Origin of the sequence: Rhizobium sp. YS-1r, from assembly GCF_000757525.1 — a bacterium.
Classification (GTDB): domain Bacteria; phylum Pseudomonadota; class Alphaproteobacteria; order Rhizobiales; family Rhizobiaceae; genus Neorhizobium; species Neorhizobium petrolearium.
In genome coordinates this window covers 62688-77469 of the sequence record NZ_JPYQ01000031.1, presented here as the reverse complement: position 1 = coordinate 77469, position 14782 = coordinate 62688, and the positions used below count along the sequence as shown (strand labels likewise).

General features: G+C 60.8%; 16 protein-coding genes. 4 read left to right on the top strand and 12 right to left on the bottom strand.

Annotation, left to right across the window (positions count from 1 at the left end; translation table 11 throughout):
• Nucleotides 1-84: 84 nt before the first annotated feature.
• The 5 genes from glgA to JL39_RS20075 form a co-directional block, all read right to left on the bottom strand.
• Nucleotides 85-1563 (bottom strand): glycogen synthase GlgA, encoded by a 1479-nt coding sequence (gene glgA, locus JL39_RS20095; protein ID WP_037154765.1) that lies wholly within the window; start codon nucleotides 1561-1563, stop codon nucleotides 85-87.
• 299 nt (nucleotides 1564-1862) lie between these two features.
• A complete protein-coding gene (locus JL39_RS20090; protein WP_037154741.1) occupies nucleotides 1863-2222 on the bottom strand; it encodes a DUF2934 domain-containing protein in 360 nt (119 codons plus the stop codon).
• A 395-nt stretch (nucleotides 2223-2617) separates the two neighbouring features.
• On the bottom strand, nucleotides 2618-3115 hold the full coding sequence (locus tag JL39_RS20085; RefSeq protein WP_037154739.1) for a ferritin-like domain-containing protein: 498 nt from the start codon (nucleotides 3113-3115) through the stop codon (nucleotides 2618-2620).
• Nucleotides 3116-3201: 86 nt separating this feature from the next.
• Nucleotides 3202-3387 carry a hypothetical protein gene (locus JL39_RS20080; protein ID WP_037154736.1) on the bottom strand — a complete coding sequence of 62 codons (186 nt, stop codon included), beginning with the start codon at nucleotides 3385-3387 and terminating at the stop codon, nucleotides 3202-3204.
• Between the two features lie 78 nt (nucleotides 3388-3465).
• Nucleotides 3466-4053 carry an isochorismatase family cysteine hydrolase gene (locus JL39_RS20075; RefSeq protein WP_037154762.1) on the bottom strand — a complete coding sequence of 196 codons (588 nt, stop codon included), beginning with the start codon at nucleotides 4051-4053 and terminating at the stop codon, nucleotides 3466-3468.
• Nucleotides 4054-4208: 155 nt separating this feature from the next.
• Here JL39_RS20075 and JL39_RS20070 point away from each other — a divergent pair, with 155 nt between their 5' ends.
• Nucleotides 4209-4538 carry a hypothetical protein gene (locus JL39_RS20070; protein WP_037154734.1) on the top strand — a complete coding sequence of 110 codons (330 nt, stop codon included), beginning with the start codon at nucleotides 4209-4211 and terminating at the stop codon, nucleotides 4536-4538.
• Nucleotides 4539-4546: 8 nt separating this feature from the next.
• Here the strand turns inward: JL39_RS20070 and JL39_RS32195 are convergent, their stop codons facing one another.
• Together JL39_RS32195 and JL39_RS32190 are read right to left on the bottom strand one after the other, a co-directional pair.
• Nucleotides 4547-4726 (bottom strand): hypothetical protein, encoded by a 180-nt coding sequence (locus JL39_RS32195; protein WP_152601200.1) that lies wholly within the window; start codon nucleotides 4724-4726, stop codon nucleotides 4547-4549.
• A 213-nt stretch (nucleotides 4727-4939) separates the two neighbouring features.
• Nucleotides 4940-5143 (bottom strand): hypothetical protein, encoded by a 204-nt coding sequence (locus tag JL39_RS32190; RefSeq protein ID WP_052183013.1) that lies wholly within the window; start codon nucleotides 5141-5143, stop codon nucleotides 4940-4942.
• Between the two features lie 108 nt (nucleotides 5144-5251).
• Here JL39_RS32190 and JL39_RS20060 point away from each other — a divergent pair, with 108 nt between their 5' ends.
• Entirely contained in the window at nucleotides 5252-6058 is an 807-nt protein-coding gene (locus JL39_RS20060; protein WP_037154732.1) for a Ku protein, read from the top strand.
• Nucleotides 6059-6384: 326 nt separating this feature from the next.
• Here JL39_RS20060 and ligD read toward each other — a convergent pair whose 3' ends face one another.
• Both ligD and JL39_RS20050 read right to left on the bottom strand, forming a co-directional pair.
• Nucleotides 6385-8907 carry a DNA ligase D gene (gene ligD, locus JL39_RS20055; RefSeq protein ID WP_037154729.1) on the bottom strand — a complete coding sequence of 841 codons (2523 nt, stop codon included), beginning with the start codon at nucleotides 8905-8907 and terminating at the stop codon, nucleotides 6385-6387.
• 2 nt (nucleotides 8908-8909) lie between these two features.
• A complete protein-coding gene (locus JL39_RS20050) occupies nucleotides 8910-9776 on the bottom strand; it encodes a Ku protein (RefSeq protein ID WP_037154727.1) in 867 nt (288 codons plus the stop codon).
• Between the two features lie 151 nt (nucleotides 9777-9927).
• Between JL39_RS20050 and JL39_RS20045 the strand changes: the two genes are divergently transcribed.
• A complete protein-coding gene (locus JL39_RS20045; protein ID WP_227703891.1) occupies nucleotides 9928-10434 on the top strand; it encodes a sigma-70 family RNA polymerase sigma factor in 507 nt (168 codons plus the stop codon).
• 4 nt (nucleotides 10435-10438) lie between these two features.
• On the opposite strand, the gene JL39_RS20040 is transcribed toward JL39_RS20045, so the two are convergent.
• Together JL39_RS20040 and JL39_RS20035 are read right to left on the bottom strand one after the other, a co-directional pair.
• Nucleotides 10439-11167 (bottom strand): glutathione S-transferase, encoded by a 729-nt coding sequence (locus tag JL39_RS20040; RefSeq protein WP_037154721.1) that lies wholly within the window; start codon nucleotides 11165-11167, stop codon nucleotides 10439-10441.
• Between the two features lie 2 nt (nucleotides 11168-11169).
• Nucleotides 11170-11805 carry a UdgX family uracil-DNA binding protein gene (locus tag JL39_RS20035; RefSeq protein ID WP_037154718.1) on the bottom strand — a complete coding sequence of 212 codons (636 nt, stop codon included), beginning with the start codon at nucleotides 11803-11805 and terminating at the stop codon, nucleotides 11170-11172.
• A gap of 178 nt (nucleotides 11806-11983) precedes the next feature.
• Between JL39_RS20035 and JL39_RS20030 the strand changes: the two genes are divergently transcribed.
• Nucleotides 11984-14326 (top strand): glucose/quinate/shikimate family membrane-bound PQQ-dependent dehydrogenase, encoded by a 2343-nt coding sequence (locus JL39_RS20030; protein WP_037154758.1) that lies wholly within the window; start codon nucleotides 11984-11986, stop codon nucleotides 14324-14326.
• 115 nt (nucleotides 14327-14441) lie between these two features.
• On the opposite strand, the gene JL39_RS20025 is transcribed toward JL39_RS20030, so the two are convergent.
• A complete protein-coding gene (locus JL39_RS20025; protein WP_037154715.1) occupies nucleotides 14442-14744 on the bottom strand; it encodes a BON domain-containing protein in 303 nt (100 codons plus the stop codon).
• Between the last annotated feature and the right edge of the window lie 38 nt (nucleotides 14745-14782).

Sequence of the window (14782 nt, the reverse complement as noted above, 5' to 3'; positions counted from 1 at the left end):
GAACTATTTTCGGCAAGCCGGATGCGTTGCATATTAATCGCCCGACGCTCTAGCGACAAACGCCGGGCGGTCCGGACAGATCTTTCAGAGCGTGGCGCGACGTATCTCGCTCGCCGGAACCCGCCCTGATTTGCGGGCCAGGCTGGCATAGACGGCAGCATATTGGCGGGCGCTTCGTTCCCAGGAGAATTTTGCTTTCATCCCCTGGTTCTGCAAACGAGCCCACATTTTCGGATCGGCATAGGTTTGCAGGGCGCGGCGAAGCGCCAGGCGCAACCCGTCCGTCGTGACCGGATGAAACTGGAAGCCTGTTGCCACGCGGGCCGACATGGCCGCATCATTGGCGTCGATGATGGTCTCCGAGAGCCCGCCGGTTCGCGAGACGACCGGCACGCAGCCGTAGCGCAGGGCATAGAGCTGGGTGAGGCCGCACGGCTCGAAGCGGGACGGCTGCACGATCGCATCCGAGCCGCCGTGGATCAGATGCGCCGTCGGCTCGTCATAACCGATATGGACGGCCATGCGGCCGGGAAAACGCGAGGCAGTATCGAGAAGCGCCTGTTCGATCTCGCGGTCGCCCTGGCCGAACACGATCACCCTGCCGCCGTTGTGAATCACCTCGTCGGCGGTTTCGGCGAGCATGTCGATACCTTTCTGCCAAGTGAACCGACTGACTGCGGAAAAGACCGGACCGGCGCCCGACGGGTCGAGACGGAATCTCTCCAGCAGAACAGCGCGATTCTCGCGTTTGCGGCGCAGGCTGTTGATGTCGTAGTTGCGCGGCAGGTGCGGATCCGTCGATGGATCCCAAACATCGAGATCGATACCGTTGACGATGCCGCGCAGGACCGAGACGCGTTCGTTCAGAACGCCGTTCATGCCCATGCCGAAGCGTGGCGTGAGGATTTCGCGCGCATAGGTCGGGCTGACGGTGGTGATCGCGTCGGCTGTCTGCAGCCCGCCCTTCAGGAAGCTGATGTCCCCGAAATATTCCATCCGATCCATGGAATATGCTTCCGGGGGCAGTCCGAGTTCGTCGAGCAGGCTCGCGGGATATTGGCCCTGGAAGGCCAGGTTGTGGATCGTCAGCACGACGGGCGTCGAGCAGCCCCGTTCCCGCATGTAGACGGAGGCGAGCGCCGATTGCCAGTCGTGGGTATGGACGAGATCGGGACGCCAGCCGGGCAGGACGCCGCCGGCGATTTCCGCCGCGGCCAGCGAAAGAGCGGCAAACCGCTTCCAGTTGTCGGGATGGTCGATGCCCCGTTCATCGACATAGGGACCACCCGGACGGTCATAGAGAGTGGGCGCGTCGAGCACGAAAAGGCTGAGGCCCTCGATGCGGGTGTGCAGGAGCGAGGCCTTTTCGCCCAGCAGGCTGTCGAAGGCTACGAGCGGCACGGCGCTTTGCAATTGCCGCATCACATTCGGATATCCGGGGATCAACGACGTCGTTTCTATGCCGAGCGGGGCGAGCGCTTTGGGCAGGGAACCTGTCACATCCGCCAGGCCGCCCGTCTTTACGAATGGAAAGATCTCGGACGTGACCGAAAGCACCCTCATTTGCGGCAGCACCCGCGTTTCCTCGACCGGGGTAACCACGCTCCCAGACATGGCGTGCTGATCGCGGTGCGTATTGCCGAGGGGGGCGTGAGCGTTCATCATGTCTGCCTCCGCCGTGGGCCGTTTGCACCCCTCGGAACATTTCGGCCATGGCCAACGTTCCCTGTCGGGTTCGGTGTCGGGCGGAGCTCAGACGCAACTGTCATCTCAATCTTCCAAGGCAAGAAAATACGCTCTCGCGACAATGCCAATCGCCGCGATTGATGAAACTGGTCTTGATGTATACGATCCGGGCGGCGTTATTGGCCGGCCGGCACCTTCTTGGAGCGCTTTTTCGCCGGTTCGACCGCTGCCGGAATAGCTGCGGGGGTCTTCGAGGTCGTCTTGGCAGCAGTCCCTGTCGATGCCGGCTTCGATGGGGCCGTCTTCGTGACAGTCTTTGGAGCTTTCGGCGCTGCTGCCTTTGGAGCCTTTACGACTGCGGCTGCCTTCTTACGGGGACTTGCCATTGGTGGTGTGTTCGAGGCGGTCGGCTTGAGCGTCGCATGCTCCAGCTTCGCCCTTTCCCAATGCTCCCGATCCTTACCGGAAGGGTAGCCTTCCTCTTCCCACAAAGCGTATGCCCGTCTCTTGATCCAATCTTCCTCGGATTCCGCCATTATCGTCTCCATTCGACCGAACGCCCCAACGTGTGCAGCGCAAAAAAGTTCCATCGTCCAAACGAAAAATTGCACCCTGGCCAGCAGAGCAGGGCCATGAACTCAAAAATCGGCCCCGGGGGGTATTTTCTGGCAATTGGGGGTATGTTTGTCGCCGCCGGGAAGGAGCGCATCCAAATCAAAGGTACTGCGATATAATCCCTCATGCAACTGCTCGGGTCCATATTATAAGCGCCGTTCGATCTGCGTCCTATTATCACACCGGCATTCCGCTCCGGACATGGCAAATGCTCATCTCGTTCCGCCTGGGGTGAGCAAAAGCCCAGCTTTGACCGGGCTTTTGCTCAGGGAACGGGGCTATGCGGCCTTTGCCGGCGCCCCATTCATCGAAAGCCTCAGGCGGCCTTCTGAGCCGCCATGTTGACGGCGGATTTGGCAAGGCTGGTCAAGGCCTCGTCCGTCTTGCTTTCCTCGGCGAGCGTTTCCTCCAACAGCTTCACAGCCTCCTTGAGGCCAAGCTGTTGGGCCCAGGTGCGCAGCGTACCATAACGGCTGATTTCGTAATGCTCGACCGCCTGTGCGGCAGCGAGCAGGCCAGCGTCAAGCGCAGGATTGCCCTTGAACTCGTCGAGGATTTCTTCGCCCTCTTCGATGATGCCGTCAATTGCCGGGCAGGTCTTGCCCTGGGCCCGCTTGCCGATGATCTCGAAGACCTGTTTCAGGCGCTCGATCTGGCCTTCAGTCTCATCGCGGTGTTTCTCGAAAGCGGCCTTCAGCTTTTCATCCCGGGCGCCGCGCGCCATCTTCGGAAGAGCCTTCACGATCTGGCGTTCGGCATAGTAGATGTCTTTCAGGGTTTCATGGAAAAGGTCGTCGAGGGTCTTGCTGGCCATTGCTCTCTCCTTGGGTTTATAGGTGTTGGGTGAAAAGGTATTGCGAGGCATCTAACGACGAGGTGCCTCGAAGGTTCCTGTTCCAGTCAGCGGCTGTGCGGATGAGGTTCGCGGCCGCCCGGCGGCTTGTCGTAGAGACGTTCTATCGCCTCTTCCTGCTGCTCTTTTTCGCGGTCCGTCAGGCGACGGCGCTGTAACAGCGCATAGGCGATCGCAGCGCCGAGAAGGATCGGCCCGATCGCCACGACTATGAACCAGAAGTTATCGGCCATTGCTTTCTCCTTGTCCGGGGAACTTGTCGCCTATGTCCGCAAAACTGCCGGTTGCTGCAAAGGTTCCGGAAATCGTCGTCATCCTTGCCACCAGCGCAACACCTCGTCCGTATCGGCGAGCCGGAGCTGGTTCGAAAAACGCCTGCCGAAAAGGGCGAGGGATGCGTCATGCGTCTCGTCGGAGGTGCTGCAGATTGCATCTTTGACGAGAATGATCGCATAGCCGAGATCCACGGCGCCGAGAATGGCGGCAAGGACGCAGACATCCGTCTCCCCGCCGGAGATGATCAGCGTGGTGACGCCCTGGCCTCGAAGGAAATGATGAAGCCGGTTGTCGAACCAGGGCGAGTAGACCATCTTGTCGAAGACGATTGCGGGAGGAGCCAGTGCCCTCAGCTCCGGAAGAATGTCGACCATCTCGTCGCCGAGTTCGCCGCGCGTCATCATCGGCCATTTCTCGTAATAGTCGCGCCAACTCCCCTGGGCTTCGGCAGGCGTTGTCGGGGGGACGAAGCGAGTGAAGATCGTGCCTGCAGGAAAGGCTCCGGCAATCATCGCGACCGGTTGGCGCACGCGCTGCATCCATGGAATATTCCAGGGCGTGTCTTCCGCGAACATGCGCTGCATGTCGACGCAAAGATGCCGGCAGTGATGCGGGTCCTCCATGTCTTCCTCAGCTTCCATGCTTGTCAGGACAGAAAACTTCCACGGTGGTCAGGAACAGAAAAGCGGCGGCAAAAGTTCCACCGCCGATGATGGAACCGGGCCTGACCGAGAACGTTGCGAAAAGCAGCAGATGTGATGTCTCAAGGGAGAGAGAGATGCAGGAAAAGCTGAAGATCTACCGGCTGGTGCCGAACGCCGCTTCCGATGACCCGAACTGGCAGAATTCGCCGCCGCACGGCGAGGTGGTGGTCCGGGCCAGAACCGCAGGCGATGCGCGCCTCGTCGCAAGCGCGGCGGAGCTCGATTTTACCGAGATCGACGCTTCACCTTCGGAAGGTAACTCGACCGAAATGGCAAGCGCCTTCCGCAACGAAAAGCTCTATACGGTGATCGAGGACGGGAGCGGGCGTTATGAGGCGGAGGGCCCGAGAGGTGTCGTGGCAGGCCGGGTGCGCACCGACAATCTGATCTCGACCCAGCTTTGAGACGCGCTTCAGCCGCCAGGGCTGCCCATCTTTTCGTTGAGCGCCTTCTGCAGTTCGCGCGCCAGTTCGAGCAGACGATCGGGGACTTCTTCCTTCTCGATTTCGGCGAGCAGGACCGAGACCCGGCGGTTCACGCGCTTTCCCATCCTGACTTCCTGTTCCGCAACCGGAGTGTTTTGCTTCGCCATCCCGACCTCTGACGTAACCAATATCGGCAAACTCGCGCCGAAAGAATGTCCGCCTCGCCGATAATTCTGCTATCGCTCTCCTTACCGCAATATGGTCGACTTGGGGTATCCCGAAAAAGTCACAGGGATGGATGAAATACCGACACAAATGAAATAAGGCGACTTCCTATCACGGAAGACGCCTGAATTGTTCCATACGGATTTTACTGTTGTCTAGTGTTTTGGCGGTTTTGGCGTGCCGGCCGGGATGGAGGTCACCGTGGTCGAAACGGGGTCGCTTGCCGGAAACGTGTCTTCCAGCCCCTCGTTGAGCTGTTCCTCCAGTTCTTTGGTTTCGTGTTTTGAACGTGCGGAGCGCTCGGTCGTCTTCTTGTCCCCTTCGTTCCGTGAAGCGTTCTGGCTGCTGCTGGTGCTCATGGGAATGCCCTCCTGTGCAGGTGTCTGAAGCAAACGGTTTCTCTTGGATGTTTGTTCCGGAACCAAGCCGTATCGTGCGGGTTATCGCGGAAAGGAAGGAGTTCTGCCGTGGCGCCGCGTGTATTCTGGAAAGGTTATCTGAAGCTCTCGCTCGTCACCTGCCGGGTGACGATGACGCCCGCCGTTTCCGAAGGCGCCAAGGTGCGCTTCCACAACGTCAATCGAAAGACCCACAACCGTGTCCTCAGCCAGTATGTGGATGCGGATACCGGCGAAGCGGTCGAAGACGACGATCAGGTGAAGGGTTATCCCAAGGGTGAGGACGACTACGTGCTTTTCGAGGACGACGAGCTCGATGACGTCGCACTTGAGAGCACGCGCACGATCGACATCGAGACCTTCGTGCCGGCCAATTCGATCGGCTGGATATGGTATGACCGGCCGCATTATCTCGCTCCGGACGACGAGGTGAGCGCAGAGGCCTTTGCCGTCATCCGCGAGGCGATGGCGAAGACCAAAACGGGCGGCGTCGCCCGGCTTGTCATGTACCGCCGCGAGCGGGCCGTGCTTCTCTTGCCGAAGGACAAGGGGATCGTTGTCTGGACGCTTCGCTACGGCGACGAGGTGCGCGACGCCGACGATTATGCGGCCGAGATGCCAAAGGAAAAGCCGGGCGCCAAGCATCTGGCGATGATGGAAAAGATCATCGAAGAGCGCACCGAAGCGTGGAAGCCTTCGATGGTAGACGATCCGGTGCAGGACCGGCTGCTCGACATCATCGCCGAGCGCAGGAAAGGCCGCAAGACGAAGAAGCGTACCCAGGAGAAGTCGCCGGAGCGGCCGAGCAATGTCATCGACATCACGGCGGCGCTCAAGAAGAGCCTTGAGGCAGAACGGAAATCGCCTCGGAAGTGAATCGTCTCCGGAATATTTGAGGATGTGCGTGCTGCGGGCGCCCGGATGTCCTGCTGACGGGGCTATCGCATGCCGAACCCATGCGACTCGAACGATTGGGATATCCACGAACTTGCATTGTCCGTCTTTAGCATGTTTACTGCCCACGCATCTCTCTGGGGCAGGGGTTCCAGCGGTATGCAGGCGGCCGGGATGTGTGGAGACTCCCGGCCGTTCTTCACTTGCGGGGAGAGGGTCGCCGAGCGAGGCGAAAGCCGGGAGGGGCAAAACCCGCATATGCGATTGCCCTGCTCTTGAACGGATGCCGTATCGTTCCGGCTTTGCAGCTATCTCTTCTTCACCTTGAATTCGATCGGCGCTTCCGCCTTGCGGAAATCAGCCCAGGGATCGCTCGCCTGCCGGGCAATCCGCGTCGGGGTGTTGTTGACCGTGAAATAGTTGGGGCCGATCACGCCGCCGAGCTCGTCCCAGGCGAGCGGCATGGAGACGGGCGCGCCCGGCCGCGCGCGGGTGGAATAGGGAGCGACCGCGGTGTTGCCCCGGCCGTTGCGCAGGTAGTCGATCAGGATCTTGCCCTTGCGTTTCGACTTGGTGATGGTCGAGACGTATTTGTCCGGGTCGTCACCGGCCATGCCGTCGGCGAGCGCCTTCATCGCAGCCTTTACCTCAGGCCATTCCGCCTCGGGCTTCACGGGGGCGACGACGTGCAGCCCCTTGCCACCGGACGTTTTGACGAAGGGCGCGAGGCCCATGTCCTCAAAGCGCCGTTTCACCTCGTGGGCCGCGGCGATGATCTCCGTCCACGAAACGCCTTCACCGGGATCGAGGTCGATATTGACCATATCCGGCTTTTCCCAATCGTTGAGCGATGCCCCCCAGGGATGGACTTCCAGTGTCCCGCCCTGCACGAGCCCGAGCAGCCCGTCGAGGTCGCGGATGGAGATATATTCCTCGCTCGGGTCGGCGGGATCCTTCACCAGAACCACATTTTTCGTCATGCCTTTCCAGGCGTGCTTCTGGAAAAACAGCGGTTTGGTAATTCCGTCCGGCCCGCGAACGAGCGCCAGCGGCCGGTTGACGACGAAAGGCGCCATCAGCCGCCAGACCTCGGTATAATAGTCCGCAAGTCCGGCCTTGGTCACCCCGGCATCCGGCCAGTACACCCGATCCGGATGGGTGAGATTGACCGTCCGCTTGGGCGGTTTCGGTTCTTCCGCAGCATTCACAGGCCCGCCCTCCCGGACGATATCCTTCGGATCCTTGTCTTCCCTCAGACCTCTGAAAGAGGCGTGGCGGATATGGGCATCCGCCGTCCAGCCGCGAAACTCGACTTCCGCCACCAGTTCCGGTCTGACGAAGACGGCATCCTTTTTTTCCACTGCCGCGAGCTTTTCGTCAAATTGGCTCTTGTCGCTTCGAATGCCGTTGAGCCGCTTGAAGAGCGATTGTGCCACGGTATTCGAATAGCCCGTGCCGACGCGGCCGGCATGACGAAGCTTTCCCTTCTCATAATAACCCATGACCAGCGAACCGATCGCCTTGCGGTTGACGGAGGAAGGAACGTAACCCGCAACCACGAATTCCTGCCTTGCCGAGCATTTCGATTTGACCCAATCGCGCCCGCGACCGGGGCGGTAAGGGGCATCGGCGATTTTCGAAATGATGCCCTCCAGGCTCAGCCGGCAGGCATGTTTCAGCACCAGCGCGCCCTCGTCGCTGAAATGCTCGCTGTAGCGCAGCACCGAGCCGCTGTCGGCGAAAAGTGTTTCAAGCGCTTCCTTGCGCCTGAGCAGGGTTGCGCCGGTCAGGTCATAACCATCGAGATGAAGAAGGTCGAAGGCATAGAAGGTGAAGTGATCGGTGTGGCCCTCGCTGAGAGCCTGCTGGAGCAGCGAGAAATCCGTCGCGCCGGAGCCTGCTTCGACCGCGACCTCGCCGTCGATGATGGCCTCGGAGACCGGAAGCTTCGCGAATGCCGCAACGATCTGCTTGCCGAACTTGTGGGTCCAGTCGAGGCCGGTTCGGGTGAGCAGCGTCACCTTGCCGTTTTCGATATGTGCCTGAAGCCGATAGCCGTCGATCTTGATCTCGTGGACCCAGCGTTTTCCGGAAGGGGCGCTTTTGACCAGCGTCGCAAGCTGCGGTTCGATGAAATCCGGCAGCTTGGCCTTCTTCGCCCCCCGGATCTTCGAAACCGCGATGTCCGTGCCTTGCGGGTCTGGATCGGTCGGGAGCTTCGTTTTCGAGCGCGCCTTTTTTGCCGGCCGCTTCCTGCCCCAGACCTCCTCGATCGTCTTGCCGGTTTTCACGGAAAGCGGCATTTCTTCGAGAATGTCAGGGTCGCCTTCGTCGCGGGCGAATTCGTCTTCGCCTTTGATCAGCAGCCAGTTCTCGCGTTTTTCACCTTCCCTCTGCCCCATGCGGACGAGGTGCCAGCGGCCTTCCAGCTTCTCGCCTTTCAATTCGAATTCCATGTGGCCTTTCCGGTAGGCCTTGTGCGGATCGCCGATCGGCTCCCATGTGCCGCGATCCCAGAGCAGCACCGCGCCGGCGCCGTAATTGGCTTCCGGGATCATGCCCTCGAAGCCGCCATAATCGAGCGGGTGGTCTTCCACATGGACCGCAAGGCGCTTTTCGCCGGGCACGAGGCTCGGACCGCGGGTCACGGCCCAGCTTTTCAGCACGCCATCCATTTCCAGCCGGAAATCGTAATGCAGCCTGGTCGCGTCGTGCTTCTGGATCACGAAACTGTTGCCGGTCGCCTTTGTCTTGCGGGTGCGAGATACTCTTCCTCGTGGTTCGGGAGAAACCTTGAAGTTGCGCTTCTGGTGGTAGGTTTCAAGCGCCATGATCAGCCGGCCTTTCTCTGCTGGGTGGTCGTCTTACGCGAGGTTGCCCGAGAGGCGGTCTTCTTGGCGGTCGTCTTCTTCCGCGTGGCGGGAGCGCCGGCGCTCTGGCGGAGCGCGTCAAGCAGGTTCGACACTTTTTTGACCTCCGGCTTGGGCTTCTTCTTCAGCTTGCGGCCTTCGATCTTCGCTCTGACGAGTTCGGCGAGGGCCGCCTCGTAACGGTCGTCGAATTCGGTCGGGTCGAATTTTCCGCGCTTGGTGTCGATGATGTGCCCGGCAAGGTCCAGCATTTCACCCTCGATCTTGAAGTCCTTGATATCGGAGAAGATTTCCTTGGCGGATCGCACCTCGTATTCATAGTTGAGCGTGCTGGCGATCATGCCGATGTCGCTCGGACGGATGAGCAGCGTCCGCAGGCGCCGGAAGAGAACCGTGCGGGCCAGTGCTGCGACGCTCTTTTCTTCCAGCGCCTTGCGGATCAGTGCAAAGACCTCGGCAGACGGCCTGTCCACCGGCATCAGATAATAGGGGCGGTCGAGATAGATTGTGTCCACCCCATCGCAGGGGATGAAGGTTTCGAGTTCGAGCGTCTTGTCGCTTTCGGGTACCGCCGCCTTCACTTCGTCCGGTTCGAGGAAGACGTATTCGCCGCTTGAAATCTCGTAGCCCTTGACGATGTCGTCGCTTTCCACTGGCTTGTCGGTGTCGGCATCGATCATCTGGCGGTGGACACGGTTGCCGGTCTCCCGGTTGATAATATGGAAACTGACGCGGTCGGATGTGGAAGCGGCCGTATAAAGCCCTACCTGGCAGCTCAGCTCCCCGATTTTGAGATAACCTTTCCAGTTCGCACGCGGTGCCACGATCATAACTCCGTGAAAAACCTATCAACCGGCCTGCCGGCCGCTTTGTTCCGTCATCAGTATGAACAGGCCGTTCATCTTGGGGGAACCAAATGCGCAAGGCGCGCGTTTGCCACCAAAATCCCCGCCCATCGAGACTTCGGAGAGGTAGGCAACGGTGTCTGAATCACAGTTGAATGGTGATCTTGCACGTGCAGACATAGTGAGGCTCATTCCGGCTCTCCGCGCATTTGCCCGTACCTTCTGCCGCAATCCCACCGATGCAGACGATCTGGTGCAGGAAACGCTGATGAAGGCGCTCGCCAATCTCGACAAGTTCGAGCCGGGCACCAAGCTGAAGAGCTGGCTCTTCACGATCATGCGCAACACGTTCTACACGCGCGCCAAGGTGCTGGGACGCGAGGCGCCGGGAATCGAGGAGAACGTTTCGGGCGATACGGCCGTAGCCGCATCGCAGGAAATGGCCGCGCGGGCGAGGGAGGTGCAGCGCGCGCTCCAGAAACTGCCGCCGCATTATCGCGAGGTGCTGACGCTGGTGGCGATTCTCGGCGAAAGCTACGAGACAGCGGCCGAAATCTGCGATTGCGCCGTCGGTACGGTCAAAAGCCGGCTCAACCGGGCCCGCCATCAGATCCTGCAGGAATTGGGCGAAGAGACGACCTAAGCCATCAGGCCGGGTCCTGGTCCAATTCCGGATAGTGCCGGAATATGCCCGAGTCGTTGAATGCGAGCCGGCGCTTCGAATTGACATAAGCTTCGATATTGGGACGCCTGCGGACGAGGTCGCGCAGCTTCGCGACATCCGGATAGTCACTGTCGAAGTTCCGCATGGCACGGGGAAAGGCGTAGGCGAGCCCTTCGGCGATCTGGAAGAGCGATAGATCGGCATAGCTCAGGGCGTCACCGACGGCGTAACCGTTCTTCGCCGGGTTCACCTGGATGACGTGGTTGAAATAGCCCAGAAATTTCGGCACCCGATGCCTCAGGAAGGCCTGTGTGCGGGCCTTCGCCTCTTCCTTCTGATCCTCGTAATAGTCTGTGGTGCTGATCGGATGGTGCGTGTCATGCGCTTCCGCGACAAAATCCGTCAGGGTAAGCTGAAGGCCATGGATGAAGATGCGGCTTTTCTCCTCCTTGGGCACGAGGTTCAGCTTCGGCCCGAGATAATGGAGGATATTTGCCACATGCGAGACGACGATATCGCCGTCCTTCAGGAAGGGAGGTGCAAAAGGCATCGCCAGATACCCTTGCTTGCCATGCAGGTAGGCCATCATCGCCGACATGCCGTGGCTCGATCGGGCGACATCCACATATTTGGCACCGGCCTCTTCCAAAGCCAGCCGCACGAATTCGCCGCGCCCCTGGAGGCCGTCCCAGTAATAAAGTTCGTAAGCCATGATCACTCCAGAAAATCGGCAATTTTCCTCAAGTCCTCGACGAAGCGGGCACGGTTGAACTCCGCATCCGCCCGATCCCGGCTCCGCAGCAAGGCCGAGGGGTGAATCGTCACAAGCATAGGCACACCGTTCGGCGAATTCAGGATCTGGCCGCGGTCACGCATGACTTTCGCCTGCCTGCCCAGCAGAGAATAGAGCGCAGTCGCGCCAAGCGCCACTACCAGTGCCGGCTTGATGAGGCGCAATTCCGCCGCCAGCCACCAGGCGCAGGCCTGCACCTCTCCGGTATTCGGTTTTGAATGGATGCGCCGCTTGCCACGCAGTGTGAATTTGAAATGTTTCACTGCATTGGTGACGTAACACAGGTCGCGATCGATGCCGGCTTCATCGAGGCAACGGTCGAGCAGCTTGCCGGCGGGGCCGACGAAAGGTTGTCCGGCCTGATCTTCCCTGTCGCCCGGCTGTTCGCCGACGAAAAGAACCTTCGCTCTTGCCGGCCCGTTTCCGAAGACGAGATGAGTGGCACTCTTGTAGAGATCGCAACGGGTGCAGCTTTCCGCCTCTTCCCTGACCCTGGAAATGCTTGAGCCTTCTGCACCGGTCGTCTCGAAGGCGGGGCCCTTGCGGGACGTCAACATGGCGGAACTCCCTTCATGGGCGCCAAACCAGTTCGATGTCCGGCGGTTCCGGAAGTTGTCGGAAAAGGTTGTCCAATATCCATTGGAACTTTTGGGCAAAACCCGTGTTGAAAGCGCGAAGGCGCCGCAGGGTTCCCGCGCACCTCGCCTTATTGTTTTCAGGGACAGGGATTTCACTATGGCCGTTAAGATTACCGCGATCCTCTTCACGCTGATCGGGATCGCGCTGGCCGTCGGGGGTGGGCAGTTGGTGCTGCTCGACGGAAGCGCCTATTATCTGATTTGCGGTCTCGGTTTCATATTGACCGCCATTCTTCTGTTTCTCAGGCTTGCTATTGCCCTCAGGGTCTATGCCGTCCTCATACTCGCCTCGCTCGTCTGGGCGGTCTGGGAGGTCGGGTTCGACTGGTGGCAACTCGGTCCGCGCGGTGGCGTCATCATTCTGCTGGGTATCTGGCTGCTGACGCCCTGGATCCGCAGGCCGCTCGGTTTTTCAAGCCCGACGGGCATGCGTTACGGCGCAAGCAGTACGCCGCTGGCGCTTGCGGTCGTCATCGCCATCGCGGTGGCGATCTTCTCGATGTTCATCGATCCGCTGGACCAGAGTGGCGAGCTGCCGGAGCAGTCCGTCGCCGCAGCCCCCGCAATGGGGGGCGACGTGCCGCCCGGCGAATGGCACCAGTACGGCCGCACCCCCTACGGCCAGCGTTATTCGCCGCTCGACCAGATCAATGTCGAGAACGTCGCCAATCTCCAGGAGGTCTGGCGCTACCAGACGGGCGACGTGAAGCGGCCGGACGATGTGGGCGAAACGACCTATCAGGTGACGCCGCTGAAGGTTGCCAATACGCTTTACCTCTGCACGCCGCACAATCTGGCGATTGCGCTCGATGCGGCGACCGGTCAGGAGAAATGGAAATACGATCCGAATTCCGGCATGAACCCGGACCGCCAGCACCAGACCTGCCGCGGCGTCAGCTATTATCGAGACCAGGCGGCGGCTCCCGGTTCACCCTGCGCCGAACGGGTTTACCTGCCCACCTCGGATGCGCGGCTGATTGCGCTCGATGCGGCAAACGGTGAGGTCTGCGGGTCCTTCGCAGACAACGGCACGCTGCATCTCGAAACCGGGATGCAGTACAATCCCGCCGGCTATTATTACTCGACCTCGCCGCCGGCGATCGCAGGCAACAAGATCATCATCGGCGGTGCGGTCAACGACAACTATTCCACACAGGAACAGTCCGGCGTCATCCGCGCCTATGACGTGAATACGGGACAGCTCATCTGGAACTGGGATTCCGGCAACCCCACCCAGACCCAGCCGCTCCAGCCGGGGCAAACCTACACGACCAATTCACCGAACAGCTGGTCCGTCTTCAGCGTCGATGAGGAACTCGGCCTCGTCTATATCCCACTCGGCAACCAAGTGCCCGACCAGCTCGGCATGGGGCGCAGCGAAAACGTCGAGAAATACTCCTCCTCGATCGTGGCCCTCGACCTGAATACCGGCGTAGATCGCTGGGTGCGCCAGACGGTGCATCACGATCTCTGGGACATGGACGTTCCCGCCCAGCCGGTGCTCCTCAATCTCACCATGCCGGACAATACGGTCGTGCCGGCGCTGGTCGGGCCGACCAAACAGGGTGACATCTATGTTCTCGACCGGCGTACGGGGGAGCCGATCATTCCGGTCACCGAGGAGCCGGCACCGGGCGGTGCCATCCCCGAGGATCACACCGCGCCAACGCAGCCGACCTCCGCACTGACCTTCAAGCCGCAGCCGCTGCGAGAAAAGGATATGTGGGGCATCACCATGTTCGACCAGATGGTGTGCCGTATCTGGTATCACCAGTACAACTACGAGGGCCGCTATACGCCGCCCTCGCTCAAAGGCACGATCGTCTATCCCGGCAATTTCGGCACGTTCAACTGGGGCAGCGTCGCGGTCGATCCGGAACGGCAGGTGATGTTCGGCATGCCGACCTATCTCGCCTTCACCTCGCGGCTCGTGCCGCGCGCGGAAATCCCGCCGAAGGGACAGGACGAGAAGGGCAGCGAGCAGGGGCTTAACCGCAACGAGGGCGCGCCCTACGGCGTCTATATGGGGCCGTTCCTGGGGCCTTTGCAGATTCCCTGCCAGGCGCCGCCCTGGGGTTACGTGGCAGGCGCCGATCTGCGCACGGGCAAGATCGCCTACATGCACCGCAACGGCACGGTCTACGACATGACGCCGCTGCCGCTGCCCTTCAAGGTCGGCGTGCCCGGCATCGGCGGGCCGATGATCACCAAGGGCGGCGTCGCCTTTCTCGGTGCAGCCGTCGACAATTATCTGCGTGCCTATAACCTCACCGATGGCCGGGAACTGTGGAAGGCACGGCTTCCGGCCGGTGGCCAGGCCACGCCGATGACCTACGCAGTCGACGACGGCCGGCAATTGGTGGTGATGGTCGCCGGCGGCCACGGTTCGGTCGGCACCAAGCCCGGCGATTACGTGATCGCCTACGCGCTGCCGCGCTGATCGTTGTTCGGTTCCCTCTGAGGGGCGCGCCGCCACGAGGCGATGGGTGGGGTGCGACGATCGCTCCACCCCGACCTTCGGTCCGATCCTTCTCCTCGATGCGTGGGCAAGCAGGTTACAGCGGCCTTGGCGCGTCATTGAAGAAGGAGGGAGCAATAGAGCGAATCTCGTTGCGAACCGTCGTGACGCCGGGTACGCCGCGGGCCACCTCTTCGGCCCGGCTGATTTCCTCCGGAACCTGGACCACGCCCCCGAGCGTCACCTCGCCGCCTTGCGCCGTCACGGTCACGTCGCTTGCGTCGACGCCACCGGCCGAAGCCAGTGCATCGGCGACCGCGCTTTCAAGCACCGCACGCGGCGGAAACTCCGCCTCCACTTCGGCGGTCGTCTCATGAAAATGCTGGTGTTTGAAGACCATCTGTCGTTCTCCCGTTTCCGATGGGAAAACAACGTTTG